The 17,859-nt window shown below is 26.1% G+C and carries 18 protein-coding genes and 1 other annotated feature; of the genes, 9 read left to right on the forward strand and 9 right to left on the reverse strand.

The window, feature by feature from the left end:
* Positions 1-738: nucleoside recognition domain-containing protein (locus BN899_RS03600; protein ID WP_042273011.1), on the reverse strand; the 738-nt coding region annotated here is incomplete at its 3' end.
* A 197-nt stretch (positions 739-935) separates the two neighbouring features.
* Positions 936-1,153: a binding site (T-box leader), on the reverse strand.
* A gap of 222 nt (positions 1,154-1,375) precedes the next feature.
* Between BN899_RS03600 and BN899_RS03605 the strand changes: the two genes are divergently transcribed.
* Positions 1,376-2,197, forward strand: coding sequence for a tetratricopeptide repeat protein (locus tag BN899_RS03605; protein ID WP_042273014.1), 822 nt, complete (start codon positions 1,376-1,378; stop codon positions 2,195-2,197).
* A gap of 84 nt (positions 2,198-2,281) precedes the next feature.
* On the opposite strand, the gene BN899_RS03610 is transcribed toward BN899_RS03605, so the two are convergent.
* The 3 genes from BN899_RS03610 to BN899_RS03620 all read right to left on the reverse strand — a co-directional run bounded on the left by BN899_RS03610 (position 2,282) and on the right by BN899_RS03620 (position 5,623).
* Positions 2,282-2,803: a GerMN domain-containing protein gene (locus BN899_RS03610; protein ID WP_052356554.1), complete on the reverse strand. Its 522-nt coding sequence runs from the start codon at positions 2,801-2,803 to the stop codon at positions 2,282-2,284.
* Between the two features lie 106 nt (positions 2,804-2,909).
* Positions 2,910-4,823 carry an ABC-F family ATP-binding cassette domain-containing protein gene (locus BN899_RS03615; RefSeq protein WP_042273016.1) on the reverse strand — a complete coding sequence of 638 codons (1,914 nt, stop codon included), beginning with the start codon at positions 4,821-4,823 and terminating at the stop codon, positions 2,910-2,912.
* A 119-nt stretch (positions 4,824-4,942) separates the two neighbouring features.
* The gene (locus BN899_RS03620) at positions 4,943-5,623 is read right to left on the reverse strand and encodes a M15 family metallopeptidase (protein WP_081712145.1); all 681 of its coding nucleotides are present in this window, start codon (positions 5,621-5,623) and stop codon (positions 4,943-4,945) included.
* Positions 5,624-5,833: 210 nt separating this feature from the next.
* Here BN899_RS03620 and BN899_RS03625 point away from each other — a divergent pair, with 210 nt between their 5' ends.
* On the forward strand, positions 5,834-7,069 hold the full coding sequence (locus tag BN899_RS03625) for a competence/damage-inducible protein A (RefSeq protein WP_042273020.1): 1,236 nt from the start codon (positions 5,834-5,836) through the stop codon (positions 7,067-7,069).
* A gap of 33 nt (positions 7,070-7,102) precedes the next feature.
* Here BN899_RS03625 and BN899_RS03630 read toward each other — a convergent pair whose 3' ends face one another.
* Complete coding sequence (locus tag BN899_RS03630; RefSeq protein ID WP_042273022.1) at positions 7,103-7,690, reverse strand: zinc dependent phospholipase C family protein; 588 nt, start codon at positions 7,688-7,690, stop codon at positions 7,103-7,105.
* Between the two features lie 235 nt (positions 7,691-7,925).
* Positions 7,926-8,876 (reverse strand): TIGR01212 family radical SAM protein, encoded by a 951-nt coding sequence (locus tag BN899_RS03635; protein WP_042273024.1) that lies wholly within the window; start codon positions 8,874-8,876, stop codon positions 7,926-7,928.
* Between the two features lie 194 nt (positions 8,877-9,070).
* Here BN899_RS03635 and BN899_RS03640 point away from each other — a divergent pair, with 194 nt between their 5' ends.
* Complete coding sequence (locus BN899_RS03640) at positions 9,071-10,489, forward strand: VanW family protein (RefSeq protein WP_042273025.1); 1,419 nt, start codon at positions 9,071-9,073, stop codon at positions 10,487-10,489.
* 25 nt (positions 10,490-10,514) lie between these two features.
* Here BN899_RS03640 and BN899_RS03645 read toward each other — a convergent pair whose 3' ends face one another.
* The gene (locus BN899_RS03645) at positions 10,515-11,057 is read right to left on the reverse strand and encodes a DUF308 domain-containing protein (RefSeq protein ID WP_042273026.1); all 543 of its coding nucleotides are present in this window, start codon (positions 11,055-11,057) and stop codon (positions 10,515-10,517) included.
* 334 nt (positions 11,058-11,391) lie between these two features.
* Between BN899_RS03645 and BN899_RS03650 the strand changes: the two genes are divergently transcribed.
* Entirely contained in the window at positions 11,392-11,733 is a 342-nt protein-coding gene (locus tag BN899_RS03650) for a DMT family transporter (RefSeq protein WP_242824066.1), read from the forward strand.
* 127 nt (positions 11,734-11,860) lie between these two features.
* Positions 11,861-12,511, forward strand: a complete 651-nt coding sequence (locus BN899_RS03655) for a Dph6-related ATP pyrophosphatase (RefSeq protein WP_330362431.1) — start codon at positions 11,861-11,863, stop codon at positions 12,509-12,511.
* A 65-nt stretch (positions 12,512-12,576) separates the two neighbouring features.
* Here the strand turns inward: BN899_RS03655 and BN899_RS20090 are convergent, their stop codons facing one another.
* Positions 12,577-12,705 carry a hypothetical protein gene (locus BN899_RS20090; RefSeq protein WP_278244955.1) on the reverse strand — a complete coding sequence of 43 codons (129 nt, stop codon included), beginning with the start codon at positions 12,703-12,705 and terminating at the stop codon, positions 12,577-12,579.
* 181 nt (positions 12,706-12,886) lie between these two features.
* Here BN899_RS20090 and BN899_RS03660 point away from each other — a divergent pair, with 181 nt between their 5' ends.
* From BN899_RS03660 to BN899_RS03670, 3 genes are all read left to right on the forward strand, one after another.
* Positions 12,887-13,540 (forward strand): YitT family protein, encoded by a 654-nt coding sequence (locus BN899_RS03660; RefSeq protein WP_042273030.1) that lies wholly within the window; start codon positions 12,887-12,889, stop codon positions 13,538-13,540.
* Between the two features lie 62 nt (positions 13,541-13,602).
* The gene (locus tag BN899_RS03665; RefSeq protein ID WP_042273032.1) at positions 13,603-14,430 is read left to right on the forward strand and encodes a MerR family transcriptional regulator; all 828 of its coding nucleotides are present in this window, start codon (positions 13,603-13,605) and stop codon (positions 14,428-14,430) included.
* A gap of 277 nt (positions 14,431-14,707) precedes the next feature.
* A complete protein-coding gene (locus BN899_RS03670) occupies positions 14,708-15,721 on the forward strand; it encodes a SpoIVB peptidase S55 domain-containing protein (RefSeq protein WP_042273034.1) in 1,014 nt (337 codons plus the stop codon).
* 17 nt (positions 15,722-15,738) lie between these two features.
* On the opposite strand, the gene BN899_RS03675 is transcribed toward BN899_RS03670, so the two are convergent.
* The gene (locus BN899_RS03675) at positions 15,739-17,184 is read right to left on the reverse strand and encodes a CehA/McbA family metallohydrolase (protein ID WP_042273036.1); all 1,446 of its coding nucleotides are present in this window, start codon (positions 17,182-17,184) and stop codon (positions 15,739-15,741) included.
* Positions 17,185-17,313: 129 nt separating this feature from the next.
* Here BN899_RS03675 and BN899_RS03680 point away from each other — a divergent pair, with 129 nt between their 5' ends.
* Entirely contained in the window at positions 17,314-17,817 is a 504-nt protein-coding gene (locus BN899_RS03680; protein ID WP_042273039.1) for a hypothetical protein, read from the forward strand.
* Positions 17,818-17,859 lie beyond the last annotated feature (42 nt).

The following is a 17,859-nucleotide window of genomic DNA, read 5'->3' on the forward strand; positions in this document are numbered from 1 at the left end:
AACGAACAATGGCATAAATCCTAATTGATCTGCTATAACTGTTGAGAAAGGTAGTGATACTAGAGAGAAACATACTGATATAATAGCAGCTTCTTTGGCAGTATAAAAACCTTGCTTATATTGAGTATTTGTTATCATTATTCCCAAAGTACCATCACCTAACCAAGAAGAAATTGCATCTACAGCAGAACGGCCAGGAACTTTAAATAATTTATACATAGACTTAGATACCAAAGTACCAAATAAATCCATAAGACCAAAGTCGACTACAAGAGGTAATAAAAATCCTGATACTAAAAATATCGCAAGTAAACTAGGAAGTAAACCTAACATAGTTTGACCTGTAACTTCTGAATTTATAAATTCAGGACCAATTCCATATATACTCATAACTATAAATATAGCACCTAGTATTCTACATATTAGCCAAAATGGTGAGACATTTAAAAGTCCATTTAAAAATTCATTTTTTATAGTTATAAATTTACTTAAAATAGATAATATTGCAGATGATACTATAACTATTAATGCTAAAGTATTAAGTGAATCTCCAACGGTGATTTTAAAAAGTTCTGATAAAAATCCTATACCGATGTTTATAGGCGATAATCCTTCTAAAGGAACAATGCTTCCATAGGGTATTGGGATTATAAATAATATTAATCCAAATAATGATGGTATTAAGAATTTCATGAATCCCGAGCTACTTTGCTGGGTTGTTGATAAATTTTTTTCCATAATTTTGACCTCCAAATTTTAATAAAATAAAAAATTCGCTTCACTCATGTCACTCAAGTGATTCGCCCACACGTGGCTCAAACGACCTACAAATCAGGTCTGTTGCTCAAGTCTAACGGTTGAAAACTATATTTATCTATGAACCAGATAAAGTATAGTTTCCTTGTAATTAAAAAACGCCCCTTGGTCTATAAAGACCAAGAGACGAAAAAGTTCCGCGTTACCACTCTCGTTGATAAAAATAATTAATACTTTTATCCACTCAAATCCCTTAAGGCGAGATAACCTATTACCGTACTTAGTTTCAGGTAATATTCTCAGAAGCTCTCTTCAGTTAAATTTCAATGCCAAGCTTCCACCATCCTTGGCTCTCTATAAAATTAATATAACTTACTATCTTCATCACTGAATATAAAATATTGACTTGTTGATTTAATGTTAAAATAATTTTAAAAAAAGTCAACGATATTTACTGAAAATTTTTTTATTGTTTAAAAATTCAAAAAAATATTTAAATTAATGTTAAAAAATATACAAAAAATTGGGGAATAATTTAATAGGTCAAAGAAAGTAACATAATAAGATTAATAAAAATAAAATAGTATTAATGTATAAAGCTTATCTAGGGAGGTAAATTATGGCCATTAATAATGTATTTAGAGAAATGTTTAATGAACAAAAAAGAGAGAGGGAGCTCCAACATCAAAAGGAAATTCTAAAACATGTATTGGAAAGTAAAGGGAATATGTTAAGTGATTTTGAAACGGGAATGGATTTGTTAGATGAGGAAAATTATGAAGATGCAGTATTTTATTTAAGTAAATGTGCAGAAGGTAATAATTCTCAGGCACAATATGAACTAGGAAAATTATATAAAGAAGGCTTAGGAGTAGAAGAAAATAAGGATAAAGCTAAAAAATATTTAATGGAGTCTTATAAGCACGGATTTAAAAAATCAGGAGAGCTTTTAAGAGAAATAAGATATAGTGAACATACAAATTTAGATAAAAAAGTTAATACAGGATTTACAAATAAAAAAAGTGAATTAGGGTTTAGTATAGATATTCCAAATGACTGGGTTAATCTAGAACCTAAAAATAAAGATTGTTTTGATGCAGTAGCTATAGACAATTTTAATGGAGATGTTATATTTAATATAAAAATGCAAGTATTCTTAATTGAAATACCTTATAATATGGCAGGATGTGTATCACTAGATAGTGTAGCAAATAATATGGGATGTATAGAATCTGTTGATTTTAATAATGGAAACTGCGATGGAAAACTTATATGTGGTGAGGGTATTGATGGAACTTATAACTATATATTCATAGCTAAAGGTAAAAGGGGAGTTTATGATGTTAGGGTAATTGTTGATAAGCACCTTGAACCTATTTATGAAGAAATAATAGACAATATAATTTATAGTTTTAATATAGATGAACCTATAGAAGATTAGAAAATATTTAAAATAAAAGTAGCTAGATTTAAATAATAATCTAGCTACTTTTATTTTAAAATTGTTAAAAAATAAACCAAAAAACTAATTATTTATACCGTCCTTAGTAAAGAAATCATCTTTCTCGAATAATATATGACCACTTTCATACTCATTTCCATTTACTAATATTTTAAATTTATCTAATTTAAAATTATCAATATAAGTTTTAGCTATAGAATCTAGCATCAGAGATTCGCCGGAAGAGCCTAAATTAAAATCATAAAATTCTTTTGAAAAATCTATAATACCAACTACTTGATTATTTTCTTTATAAGAATTATAGCTATTTAATAATGTATTTTCATTTATTACTTTTTGTTTTTTTAATTCATTAAATAAAGAATCTGCACTTAATTCTTTTAAAGTAACTTCTTTGTTAATAATATTTTCAGCTGAAGAATCAGATGTATAGATGGTTGCTAAAACATCACCTTCATTATTTTTACTAAAATCCTCTGACTCAGGAGTCTCAATTACTTGATTTAAATCAGAAGTACTACTACACCCTACTAAAGAAATAAATAGGGTAGTAATTATAAAAAATAAAAATATGAATTTTTTCAATATATACAACTCCCTTAAACATAAATTTATAGACACTTAATATAAATTTATGTTTAAGATGGTAGTTTAATGACAATAAAAAGAGCTATCCCATAGGGGATGGCTCTTAGTTTTTTGAATTAGCTATTTCTTCAGCTAGATTATTTAAATACTCCCATCTTTCATACTTATGTTCAAGTTCTGCTTCGGCATTTGCTTTTTCATCAAGTACTTCTTGTAGTTTAACAAAATCAGTTGCAAACTTTACAGAGTCTTGTTCAAGTTCTTCAATTTTTTGTTCAAGCTTTTCTATATCACTATCTATGCTATCAAATTCTCTTTGTTCGTTATAAGTAAACTTAAGTTTTTTATCATTTTTAGGTTTTTCTTTTTTAGGAGTATTAGAAACTTCTTTTTCAATCTTATCTTCTTTAAATTCAATTCCTTGAATTTCTTTGTAAATAAGGTAATCACTATAATTTCCTGTATATATATGAATTTTTCCCATACCTTCATAAGCAAATATCTTATTACAAATTCTGTCTAAGAAATACCTATCATGAGAAACAGTTATAACAACACCACTAAATTCATCAAGATATTCCTCAAGCCTGTTAAGGGTTTCTATATCTAAATCATTTGTAGGCTCATCAAGTAATAAAACATTTGGAGCCATCATTAAAGTTCTAAGTAAATGAAGTCTACGTCTTTCTCCACCAGATAATTTTCCTATTTGAGTATATTGCATAGTAGAGTTAAATAAAAATCTTTCACACATTTGAGAAGCAGATATCTTAGTACCATCGCTAGTTTCTATATAATCACTAGCTTCTTTTACATAATCAATAGCTCTCATATCAGTGTGCATATGAGAATCATCTTGGTTAAAGCATCCTATTTTTACAGTCTCACCGATTTCGATATTACCACTATCAGCTTTAAGCTCACCATTTAATATATTTATAAGAGTAGACTTACCCATGCCATTTTTACCAATTATACCTATTCTATCAGTACGAGCTAATGTATATTCTAAATTATCTATTAATAACTTATTTCCAAATGATTTAGATATATTATGAATTTCTATAATTTTTTTTCCAAGTCTACTAGAACCTACAGATATATCCATTTTTTCATCAGATGAAATATGTTCTCTATTTGTTAGTTCGTCAAATCTTTGAAGTCTAGCTTTTTGTTTTGTACTTCTAGCCTTAGCACCACGTCTAACCCATGCAAGTTCTGTTCTTATTAAATTTTGGCGTTTTTCTTCCATGCTAGACTCAAGAGCTAATCTTTCCATTTTCTTTTCAAGAAAGACTGAGTAGTTACCATCATAACTAAATAATCTTCCTTTATCAAGTTCAATAATTCTATTTGAAACTCTATCTAAGAAATATCTATCATGAGTAATCATAACTAAAGAACCACGTCTTGAATTAAGATATTCTTCTAAATAATCTATAGTATCATTGTCTAAGTGGTTAGTAGGCTCGTCTAATATTAATAATTCACAAGGTGTTATTAAAGCTGATGCCAGTGAAACTCTTTTTCTTTGACCACCTGATAATTCTTTTATTTTTTGATTAAAATTGGTTATGCCAAGTTTTGTTAATACATTTTTAGCTTCACTCTCTAAATCCCAAAGATTAAGAGCATCAATTTTTTCTTGTATAGAAATTAGTTTATTATTTAAACTATCATTATAATTTTTATTAATTTCTTCTAGTGTTTCTTGGTACTCTAAAAGTAATTTCATTTCAGGAGAAGTACCTTTAAAAACTTGTTCTAAAACAGTTAAATCTTCATTGTAATCAGGATTTTGAGGCAGATATTCAATTCTAACTCTATTAGCCTTAGTAATATTACCAGAGTCAAATAATTCGGCTCCTGCTATAATTTTAAGTAAAGTAGATTTACCTGTACCATTAACACCTATAATACCTATTTTTTCTCCTTCGTTAATACCAAAAGATATATTTTCTAATAATTTTTTCTCAGAGTAACTTTTACTTATATTTTCTAAAGTCATTAAATTCATAACATCACCTATATTTCTATATTTATTTAAGTAAATTTTAATTTCCAACTGCTAAGCTTTGCGACAGTGTCGGCGATACGAAATTTAACGCCCACTCAGTGGCTTAAGCAAAGCGAATTTTATAATTTTTTTTCAAAATGTTGATAATCTGGATTTTTCCAATGACCACCCCAGCTAAATCCTCTATTTACAAAGGCGTTATAAAGGTCATCACCTTCTGTAATCATACCTTTTCTTATATTGGATCTATCAATATAATCAGAACCTTCTTTAGGGCTAGCAGTATTTCCTACTACATGTGGGTTTTGAAGTGGATTTATGTCAATTGCAAGTCCCATTCCATGGTTTGATATAACATTAGTACCTTTAATTGTTCTATAAGCGAAAGAAGAAGTATTATTATCAGCCATAGAAAGTTCATCATCAGCATTATATTCATCTATTAATCTTATTTTTTCAATAGGATATTTTTTATAATAAACCTCTTTAAAAGCATCTACAACATCAGATGCAATATCTTTATTTACAACCATTTCACCTATGTGAATATTTCCGTCAAATCCATAGTAAGTAAGTCTTAGATAACTAAGACTATCAAAGCTTATAGGCTCAGATTTAGGCATAGATAAGCCTAGCATCTTACTCTTTATATTATCAGGAATAGGCGAATAAGAAAACACTGGTTCAATTTTAAAAGAAACATCTTCAGAAGAGATTTTATTTTCAGTATCTAAAGTTGAAGTTTCTTGTTTTATATTAGTATCATCTTTTTCTAAATTGATGCTACTAAACTTTTGCATAATATAGATTGGAGTGATTATTATACCTATTATCAATAAATATATTAGTTTTTTTATGAGGAATCACCCTTTCATTAAAAAATTTATATTGTTATAATAAAAAAAACTATATATATTATAACTCATAAAAAGAAACTAAAGTAATAGTATTTTAAAATTGAGCTAATTTAAATAAAATAGTTTAAAATTATATTTATAGGGGTGATAAATATGAAAGCAGAAATAGTAACTGTAGGAACAGAGATACTTTTAGGAGATATAGTAAATACTAATTCAAATTATCTAGCTAAAGAGTTAGCATCATCAGGAACTGAAGTTTACTATCAAATTAGTATTGGAGACAATGAAAATAGACTATTACAAGTACTTGATGATAGTTTAAAAAGAAGCGACATAGTAATAACAACAGGAGGACTAGGACCAACTGATGATGATATAACTAAAGAAGTAGCATGTAAATATTTTAATCAAGAATTAATACTTCATGAACCATCGTTAAATAAGATAAAATCGCATTTTGAAAAATTGAATATAGAACTTACTGAAAATAATAAAAAACAAGCGTATTTTCCAAAAAACTCAATAATACTTGAAAATAAAAATGGAACAGCACCAGGTGCAATACTAAAAAAAGATGGTAAAATAATAATAGTACTGCCAGGACCTCCAAGAGAGATGATACCTATGTTTGAAAACTATGTAAAGCCGTATTTACAAAATACAACAGACAGTATTTTAGAGTCAAAGGTGTTAAGACTGTTTGGAATAGGAGAATCACTACTTGAAGACAAAATAATAGATATAATAAAAGAGCAAAGTAATCCGACTATAGCACCATATGTAGGTGATATGGATGTTACTTTAAGAATAACTGCTAAGGCTAAAGATAAAAAAGAAGCTAATAATCTTATAAGTGAAGTAGAGGATAAAATTAGAGAAAGAGTAGGCGAGTTTATATATGCAAAAGGGGATACATCAATAGAAGAAGTTGTAGCAAAGCTATTAGTTGAAAAGAACATGACTATATCTACATCAGAATCTTGTACAGGAGGATTAGTTAGTGCATCCCTTATAAACTACCCAGGCATATCTTCTGTATTTATGGAAGGATGTGTAACATATTCTAATGAAGCTAAAATTAATAGATTAGGTGTAAAAAAAGAAACATTAGATACATACGGAGCAGTAAGTGAGCAAACTGCAAGAGAAATGGCTGAGGGTATAGCTAAAAACTTTAATACAAATATTGGATTGTCAACCACTGGAATAGCAGGCCCAGAAGGTGGATCTAATGATAAACCAGTTGGTCTTGTATATATAGGAATTTATATAAATGGAAAAACTATAGTAAATAAATTTGTATTTAATGGAAATAGGCAGCAAATTAGAATGAGGGCAACAAAGGCATTATTAAATGAATTAAGAATCGAACTATTAAAGCTATAAATAATAAAAAGGTGTTGAAAAAAATTTCAACACCTAAATACATTTAAGTATAGTGTAAGATCTTACTGTATTTTTTAATATAGAATCTAATATATAATCGATAACGCTATTACATATATAAGACGAAAACAGTAAGTCATTTTTATAATCTAATTTTTTTACATAGTCATTATACAACTCATAGAAAAAATCTTCGAAGCTATCATGAGTTATAACATCCCCTTTAAATTTAGATAAATCGATTTCTTTAGCCACAATCGATAACTCTTTTTCATAGGCCATATGTTTTTTCATACTATGTTTAAACTCCCAACGTTGGCTATGAGGAACACAGAAAAAATCACATAAAAAGTGGCAAATAACACCTAGCTCTTGACTAAATTTACTCACAGAAAAATATTTAGATAAAGAATTTAAAGTGAGACTACATAAGTGGTTTATTTTAGATATTATAGTATCTAGAGACTCATCAAGATAATGTTTTTGAAATACATATTTAGATGATGAATCAGGCTTTATGTTACCATAGATAAAATTTTTTTCACTTACGAAAAATGATTTGTCAGGATCTATATTTTCAAGTAATGATTTAGCTATTAAAAAATGAGCGTTCATTAACATATTTTACACCTCGTTAGTTTAAGAAGGTTAAAGTTAATTAACCAATATTTATAAGACATTTTAATGATATCAATAAATAATTCAATTTACAATATGAAATTAATGTAAATAATGTAACTAATTATATATAAAATTGAGAAAATCTATTTTATCTTTTATTTTAAATATATAAGAATTATTAAAAATAATATAAGATTTTTACTATAAAAAATACCTATAACACTAAATACTAGCATTATAGGTATTTTTTATTTTTATATTTTATACCTTGATAAGAATTACGCATTTTTAAGGTATCATCAATTGCATTTAAAACTTCCCATTTTTTTAAACTCCATAAAGGTCCTACAAGTTCATCTCTTTTTCCGTCACCAGTAAGTCTATGAACTATCATAGTTTCAGGAAGTATCTCTAGTTGATCACAAACTAAGTTTATATACTCATCTTGTGCCATTAAATTTAACATTCCTTTATCTAACATTCTTTCCATAGGAGTATCTTTTATAACATGTAGCAAATGTATTTTAATACCATCTACATTTAAATCAGCAACTGCTTTAGCAGTTTCCATCATCATATTATAATCTTCTCCTGGAAGACCATTTATTATATGAACTATAGTTTTTATATTTTTAGATTTTAATTTTTCAATACCTTTAAGAAATTCTTCATAATCATGACCTCTATTTATAAGTTTAGAAGTTTTATCGTGAATAGTTTGAAGACCTAATTCTACCCATAGGTTAGTTCTTTCATTAAGCTCTCCTAAGTATTCAATTACATCATCAGGAAGGCAATCAGGCCTTGTTGATATAGAAAGGCCTATAACATCATCCATTTGTAGTATTGTTTCATATTTTTCCTTTAAAACGTCTAATGGAGCATAAGTATTAGTAAATGCTTGGAAATAGCCTATATATTTTGCAGATGCCCATTTTTTATGCATCATTTGAGTTATATCATCAAATTGTTTAATAAGATTATCTTTAGGATTTCCAGCAAAATCTCCAGAACCTTCTTTACTACAATAAGTACATCCACCGTATCCTGCTTTTCCATCTATATTAGGGCAAGTAAAACCTGCGTTTATAGATACCTTAAATACTTTTTCACCAAAAGTATTTCTAAGGTAGTAATTCCATGTATGATATCTTTTATTATCAAAAGCATATTTAAAATTTGTCAATTATATCACCTTTTTCTAAGTTATATTTTATGAAGTAAATAATTTATATTAAAATATATTACCATAAATAAATTATATATACAAATTGCATATTAGCATAAATAATAATTACAATACTGTTACATATTTTGCTGAATATATATATTTATACCCTAATAAAATTTACTAATCAGATATTTGAGGGGGGGTAAAGTATGGATGAAGAAAAAGACAGTATAAGTGGAAATATTAAAGATGATGATATTTCTAATCAAACAGAAGAAAAAATAAAAAATGCTTCTGAAAATGAAGAAGTATTAGATGATAATAATGACAGTGAAAAAGTATTTATCGAAAATGAAGAGATTAATAATGAGGAAAAAGAAGATCTACAAAAAGAATCTAAATGTGGTAAAAACAGAAGAAATACTATTATAGGTATTATAATCGGTGTATTAATATTATTATTTATAGCAATGTATATAAAAACATCAAAGTATGAAAATTTAGTATACCCAAATGTGACTGTATATAAAGAAGATGTGTCAAAATTAGATGAAAAACAGTTAAAGTCAAAATTAGAATCTATAGAAAATAGTATAGAAAAAAGTCAAATATATATAAAAGCTAATAATAAAGAATATAAACTAAATATTAAAGGTATTGCATCAGGATATAATATGAATCAATTAGCAGATGAGATTATGAGTTATGGAAAAGACGGTAGCTTTATACAAAAGTTTTACAAAATAACATTTGGTGAAAATGCAGACTATAAATTTACTATTAATACAAATGATAATTTAATCAAAAACTTTATAAAAGAAGTAGCAAAAGATACTAATAAAAAATCTAAAGAACCAGAAGTTATAATAAACGGAGAAAATATAAATTTTGTAGAAGGGAAAGATGGTATAAAACTTGACGAAAATAAACTATTTAATGAAATACAAAGCTGCATAGAAGAAAAAAGTACATACAATCAAAATTTAAAAATAGATGCGAAATATAAAACTGAAAATCCAAAAATACCAATGGAAGATTTAAAGAAAGTTAACTTTAAAATATCAACATATTCAACTAATTATGGAGCAGGTGGAGGAAGAGGAAGAAATGTAGAACTTGCAGCAAAAAAATTAGATAATATAATATTAATGCCAGGACAAGAATTTTCTTATGAAAAGGCTTTAGGTGATATAAATATAGAAAATGGATATTCATATGCACCTGTTATAGTAAATGGAGAACTTAAAGATGGAGTAGGCGGAGGAGTTTGCCAGGTGTCATCAACGTTGTATAATACACAATTAAAAGCAGGTATAGTTCCAACTGAAAGAAGAAATCACTCAAAGCCAGTACATTATGTTCCAAGAGGTCTTGATGCTACGCTAGCAACAGGAAGTATAGATTACAAGTTTAAAAATACGTATAATTATCCACTGGTAATAAATACAAAAGTAGGCGGAGGAACTTTAACAATAGAGTTTTGGTCAAATGAAAAAGCACTCAATGGAATTGAATATAAGGCGGTAGGATATGCAAGTGGAAATGTAGCAAATACGTATCTTTATGGATATGATAAAAATGGTAAAAAGGTATATGAAAAGCATATAGATACTAGTGTATATAGATAAAAAAGAGGACGAATGCCCTCTTTTTTTATTTAAGCCTATTTCCCATAGAGATTAAATATGAACCTATTAACATTATTAAAATAGATAATATTGAAACTATGAACCTAGATAAAAATAGAGGAGATAATATTAATGTAAACCCAAATAGTAGAGTTAATATATTAAAAGCTCCAAATCTATAATAAGGATTATTCTTGTTAATTATGATTCTCTTCACTTGAGAAAAAATAATATAAGCTCCAGCAATAGATGAAATAAGAACTTGTATTTTTTCTGGGAATAAAAATAATATAACCGCACTAACTAAGAGTATTATTTGCAAATTTGTAAATGGCCTTATTTCTTCTTTAGAAGCATATCTTCTAAGTTCATTAATGTTTTTTAAGTTTAAGTATGCAAAAAATAATAAAACTATACTTAAAGCCATAGAAGTAATTTTTATACCTATATGTTTATTAAAAAAAGAAAATGCACCAAGACCTAATAGTAAAACTCCCATTAATACAAATTTAGTAGAGTTTTCTTTTTTGAACATATTATCAAAGTTAATATTAAATATTTGAAACATAACTTTCACCTCGCTGTTTATAAATTTATATAATAATTTTTAATTAATTATAACAAAAAACGTAATTTCATCAAATAGTTTTAAAGTCAAATATAATAAAAATTCGTTTTACTCATATTGCCAATGATTACATCTGTTGCTAAAATAAAGTATAAAAATATTGAATGAATTATTGTGATATGCTACCTTTTATATTAAAGGAAAATATATATAATATTATATTTTGATAATACTCACCGCATCAAAGTTTTATTAAGAAATAGTGTAAATGGAATTAATAAAAAGGTTGTATCATAAAATATATTAATAACCATTAATCTTAAGGAGGGTGAGTATGTCAAATATAGTACCAATACTATGTGCGGTATTAGCAGGTGGATCAACTGCTTTAGAAGCATTTGTAAATGGGGAACTTGGAAAAAATACAACTGCATTAACAGCGACTTTTATAAGTCTAGTAGTAGGATCTATATTTTTTTTAATAAGTATTTTGATAACAGGAGATTTAAAGTCATTAGGTAATATAAATGATATAAATCCAAAGTTATTAATAGGAGGGGTACTTGGAGGTCTCGTAATATATTTTACTGTAAGGGCTATACCAGGTTTAGGGGTATCAAATACTCTTACTTTAATAGTAGTATCACAAATGCTTATAGGATTTTTTTATAGATAGTTTTATTTTAGGACAAGGAGCTATGCATTTATATAAAGGTATAGGAGCTGTTTTATTAATAATAGGAACTTTCTTTATACTCAATTAGTAAGAAGAAGATATAAAAGATATGTGGAGGTATGAAAAATTGACTAATGAAAAATTTGTAATGTCATTTAGTGGAGGTAAGGATAGTACATTAGCCTTATACAAAATGATAAAAAGAGGATACGCACCAGTAGCGCTTTTAACAACTGTTAAAAAAAATGAAGATGAATCATGGACTCATGGGCTAAATCATAACTTATTAAAACAAGTTAGTGAAAGCTTAAATATACCTCTTATAAAAGCGGAATGTGATGTTTATAACTATGAAAAAACATTTGAAGAAATGCTTTTAGTGGCTAAAGATATGGGAGCTACTATTTGTGCATATGGAGATATAGATATAGTTCATCATAAACAGTGGGGAGTAGATAGATGCGAAGCTGCTAATATGAAGGCAGAGTTTCCCCTATGGCAAGGAAGTAGAGAAGAGTTAGTTTATGAATTTATAGATAGTGGATTTACAACTATAATAAACAAAGTAAACTTAAATAACTTAGGAGAGGAATTTTTAGGTAAAAAACTAACTAGAGAAATTATAAGTGATATAAAAAAAACTGGTTCAGATCCATGTGGAGAAAATGGAGAGTATCATACCTTCGTAATAGATGGTCCTATATTTAAAAAGACTATAGACTTTAAAATATCTGAAAAAATAATTGATAATGGATATGGTCATTTACATATTGTATAAAAAATTATAATTAGAAATAAAGTACCTAAGATAATTATCTTAGGTACTTTATTTTTAATAAAACACTATTTTTTTTCCCATGCTATAACAACAAAATCTTTTCCTGTTTCACTTTTTAATGCAGCTTCAGCTTTTTTTATAGCATCTTCTTCTTGTTTAGTTATATGAGCTATTTTATAAGAATTATTTTCCATTATTGCACCTCCATAAAAGTAAATTCGATATATTTTGTGTAAATTTTTAATTCTTTATAATAAATACATATTTACATATTTGGAAATTAATAAAAAAAGTATGTACATTAGTACTATACTAAGGTATATACTAGTATTAAGGAAAAATTAGTTAGTAATTTATAAATTTAGGAGTGATACTTTGCGGTCAAAACAACAAATATTAAAAAATATTTTATTGATAATAATAGGTTCAACTATTTTATCATTTGGAAGTTACAATTTTAATTATCAAAACAATGTAACAGAAGGTGGAGTATTAGGTTTACTACTTTTAATGAAGAACTTATTTGATATATCTCCTTCAATAACAAGTTTAATAATAGATTTATCATTATTTGCACTTGGTTCAAAATTCTTTGGAAAAAGATTCTTATTATATTCATTAACAGCAACCCTTACATTTTCATCAACATATAAGATATGGGAAAGTATAGGATTTATAGTCCAAAATCTTTCAAACAACATGTTACTTGCAAGTATATTTGCAGGTTTAGGGGTAGGTATTGGAGTAGGTCTTGTTATAAGAGGTGGGGGAGCATCAGGTGGAGATGATGTTATTGCTCTTTTAGGTAATAAGTTTACACCACTTAAGATTAACCATGTATATTTAATAACAGATATAGTTGTTCTTTTATTATCATTATCATATTTAGATTTTAAACAGATATTTTTTTCAATAATTGCAGTAAGTATAAGTGGAAAAATTATAAGTTTACTTTATAAAGATGAAAATGAAGATAATACTAATGATGAAGATAATAAAGAAAATATAGAAGATGGAATTTTGGTATAATATTAATAGGCTATGGATTATAATCCATAGCCTATTAATATTAAATTTAAAGGAGTTAATATATGAAAGAATATTATAAAATAGGTGAAATATCTAAAATTTATGGAATCGGAAGAGACTCCTTAATGTATTATGAAGAAATAGGAATACTAAAACCATTTAGAGATAAAAATGGATACAGAATGTATAGTATATCAGATATATGGAGGCTTAATTTAATAAAAGAACTTAGAAGTTTAAATTTTTCTATGAAAAAAATAAAAGAATATTTAGATGATAGAAATATAGAAACTACTAATAAAATATTAAATGAAGAAATTAATCTTATTGATGAAAAAATAAGAGAATTAGTAAATTATAAAGAAAGTATAAATAAAAGATTAGATTCAATTAATAATGTTATAAATGATTCTAATCTGAATGAGATAAACGTTGTATATATACATAAAAGAAAAGCTTTAAAGTTAAATGCAGATATAAAAAAAGATGAAGATGTAGATTTTTTAATTCAAAAATTACAAAAAGAATATGAAGATAGATTTAATATATTAGGAAATAATAATATAGGAGCAGTATTTAACTTAGAAAAAATAAAACAAGGAATATTTAATGAATTTAAATCAGTATTTTGTTTTTTAGAAGATGATGAAGAAATTTATAATATAGTTGTAGATGAAGGATACTATGTTACATTAACTTATAAAGGAAGTTACAAAAATAATAAAGAACATATTAATAAAATGTTAGACTTTATAAGTTCTAATAAATATGAAATAATTAAAGAACCAATAGAAATATACAAAATAGATATCCATGAAACTGGAATTGTAGAAGAATTTATTACAGAAATACAAATACCAATAAAAATTAATACTAAAAAGATGAGTTAAAATGTAACAAAAAGTAGAAAAATAGCATAAATAAATAATATATAGATAATATATATATACTTTTTTATTTTTTCATTTATGAATTATGTGTCGTGGTATAGTATGAATCGAAGAAAAGCAATAAAATTTATTTAATAAATTTTATTGCTTTTTTAGTATAAGCAAATAATTCAAGCATAAGTAAATACTAAGTAATGATAAATTAGTTTCCATTATATAATATGTTGATTTACATATAATAAAATTAAATCAAAATACTTAATGAAGGAGATACTAAATGACAAAATCCAAAAGGATTGACATAAAAATAATTTCCTTAATAATTTTTTTAGTTGCACTATTGTTGCCTATCAAGTGTTATTCAATACAAAATAATAAAAATATAGACCAAGAAGTTATTGTAGGAGGAGAGCTTCTTCATATAAATATAAAAACCGAAAAGCTTATGTTTTATGTAGAAGATGATAGTAGATTTAAACTGAAAAAATATGATTTAATAACTTGTGTACAAGGAAATGCTGTAAAAAAGGCATTTAATAAAGAATTTATAAATAACGCAACTAGAAAAGATATATTAACTTTAAACATGAATATGAAATATGATGAAAATATAAAATTAAAAATAATTAGAAATAATAAAGTAAAAACTTTGTGTCTTTCAAAATATGATATTAATCCGAGCTATTTCACAGAAGAAGTACCTTTTTCAGGTTCACTAACTTATATAAATCCTAAAAACAATACCTTTGGAGCTTTGGGACATAATATGAAAGTACCTAATATACCAGATATTTTATCAAAGAAGGGAAATATATATTTGTGTAAGTTGCAACAAATAAAAAAATCAAATCTTAATGAAGTAGGAAATATGTATGGTGAAAAAATATGTGGTGTTCAAGGTAATATATTAAATATAAATGATTTTGGGCTAAGAGGAAAAATAGTAGGAAATGAAATATTTAAAAATTCTAGCATATATAAGCTAGGAGATAAAGATGATATAAGCTTAGGAGCGGCGCAAGTTCTAATAAAAGATGATAAGGATTCAGAAAAAAAATCTTACGATATAGAGATAACTAAAATTAATGAACAAAATAAAGCAGACATATGTGGTTTTGAATTTAAAGTAACTGATAAAAATTTAATTGAAAATTATGGTGGAATTGTTCAAGGTATGAGTGGTTGCCCTGTAATACAGAATGGTAAATTAATAGGTGCTCTATCTCACGTATGTAATGATGATACTAAACAAGGAATGGGAGTATATATAAATTGGATGATAGGAAAATAAATCCTATCATCCAATTTTTATTTAACCCATATTGGAGCTGTTACTGATACTTTTTCATTATTTTGAATTACTTTTACATAATAAAACTTATTTTTAGTAGGTTTTAAAGTAAAGTCTAGTTTAGCCAAATTAGAATTAAACTTTTTACTATTAACAATTTCACCTTTATTACTTACAACTTGAATTTCTTCTATTTTATCATCAAAATCTTTGTCAATTGCACTTATAGAAAAATTTAATTTTGAAGTTTTACTTATAGTCGAGCCTAAAGGTAGATTATTGATAGTATAATCTATTTTTATATTTTTATCTTGTGTAGCATACACTCTCATTTTTTTTAAAGAATCGTATAAAGCATCTTTAGTTAAATCAGTAGAAAGTATAACAGTCCTAAATTCATTAGCAACGCCAAAATCTATTCTATGGTTATCTTGATTACAAGTAGGAGCTAGATGCCAGCCATTATCAAGGGCTAATTGATACATATCATGAGAGATTATATTTTTAGATAAATCTTTATTGTATCCATTACCAACTTCAATAAGAGATATTACATCATCTGCATAAGGAGAATACTTTAAATTATCAAACTTACCAAACTTATCACATGGATGATTAAATTGACCAATTAAATCTCCTTGGTCATAAATTAATTTATAAAAATTTTCCAAGGTCATATTAGGGTGCTTTTCAGTTACAAATCCATTTGAATTAAATATATTAATATGGCCAATAGGATTTTTTGAGTTATGAGGATAGGTCATTTCAAAACCATTAAGAGCTGTGAAATTTCCGTTTGAATTAAATTTATCTTTAGCTTTTATAAGTTCATTCCATTTTTTGCTAGAAGATGCATCCTCTATATTACAATCTAAATTATTGTCTAACATATTTGAGTGTTCTGTTATTGCAAAAAAGTCTAAATTTGCTTTATCTCTTGCCATATAATAAGCATCATCATAAGTTCCATGACCATCACTTGCACTTGTATGAGAATGTAGTAATCCATAATAGTGAGTATAAACAGGAGTACCAACTGTAAAATACCATTCAAATGTAGCTCTATTTTTATTTTTAGAAAGATCAGACACTTCTAGTTTAACTATCTGATTACCTCGCTTAAATTTTTTCTCTGGAGTATAGATTACAGTGTTATCACTTATCGTACATTTTTTAGTTATATCGTTATAATTAACATACAGTTTTACTGAAGATGTGTCTATACCGCTTTCGTCATTATAATTTATTTTTATAGTAGGCTTACTAACTATATATTGCTGGCATTTTCCAGGAGATATATCTTTCACATTTGGAGGAAGTATATCCTGTTCATTTATAGTTGGGATATCATTGTTATAAGTATATTTAATATCTTCCTTTGCTAAATCTATCTCTTTAAGAATAGTAGAAAAACATAATACAAGAGAAAAAGTTAAAATTATTGCTAAAATCTTAGAATACATATATAATCATTCCTTTTAAAATAAAATATAATATTTAGGATATGTAATTTTTATTTGTACATACATGAAAATATAGGTTACTTTAATATAATTTACTAAGATAAAAAAATTCATCTTAGGAGGAAAGTTATGAGAGTGGAAGTAATGGAGTCTAAAGTAAATAAAAAAGAAGCTATAAAGCATATTTTAGGTAAGATGCCATTAATGAGTAGAGTTGCTCAGTTTAATAGTATAGCTACTGATGTACATTTAGAATACATAGAATTTAAGGTATTAAGTTATGAAGTTATAACTAAAGAAAAAAGAAATAGAATGTTTAGACAAAGCACTAAAAGTAAGAAAATAATTATGTTGGTAAATACATATAATGGATACTCTCAATCTATAGATAATATCCCAAATACATCAAAGAAATATATAGCTAAAAGCTGCATAAAAAGATCTAAAATAAAAGAAGAAGAGATGATAGAAGGAGTTAAAACACAAATAATATACTTTATAAAAGATAAATCTAAACAAGAAAATTTAGACAGAATTAGTTTTCAAGGTATAAATGTAATAGATATTAAAAGTATTTATAAACCCTATTGGGTAGCAGATTTTAAAGGTAAAAATATACTTATAGATGCATAAAAATAAAAAAGATATAAAGTATATATACTTTATACCTTTTTT

It is taken from the genome of Faecalimicrobium dakarense, from assembly GCF_000499525.1.
Lineage (GTDB): Bacteria > Bacillota > Clostridia > Peptostreptococcales > Peptostreptococcaceae > Faecalimicrobium > Faecalimicrobium dakarense.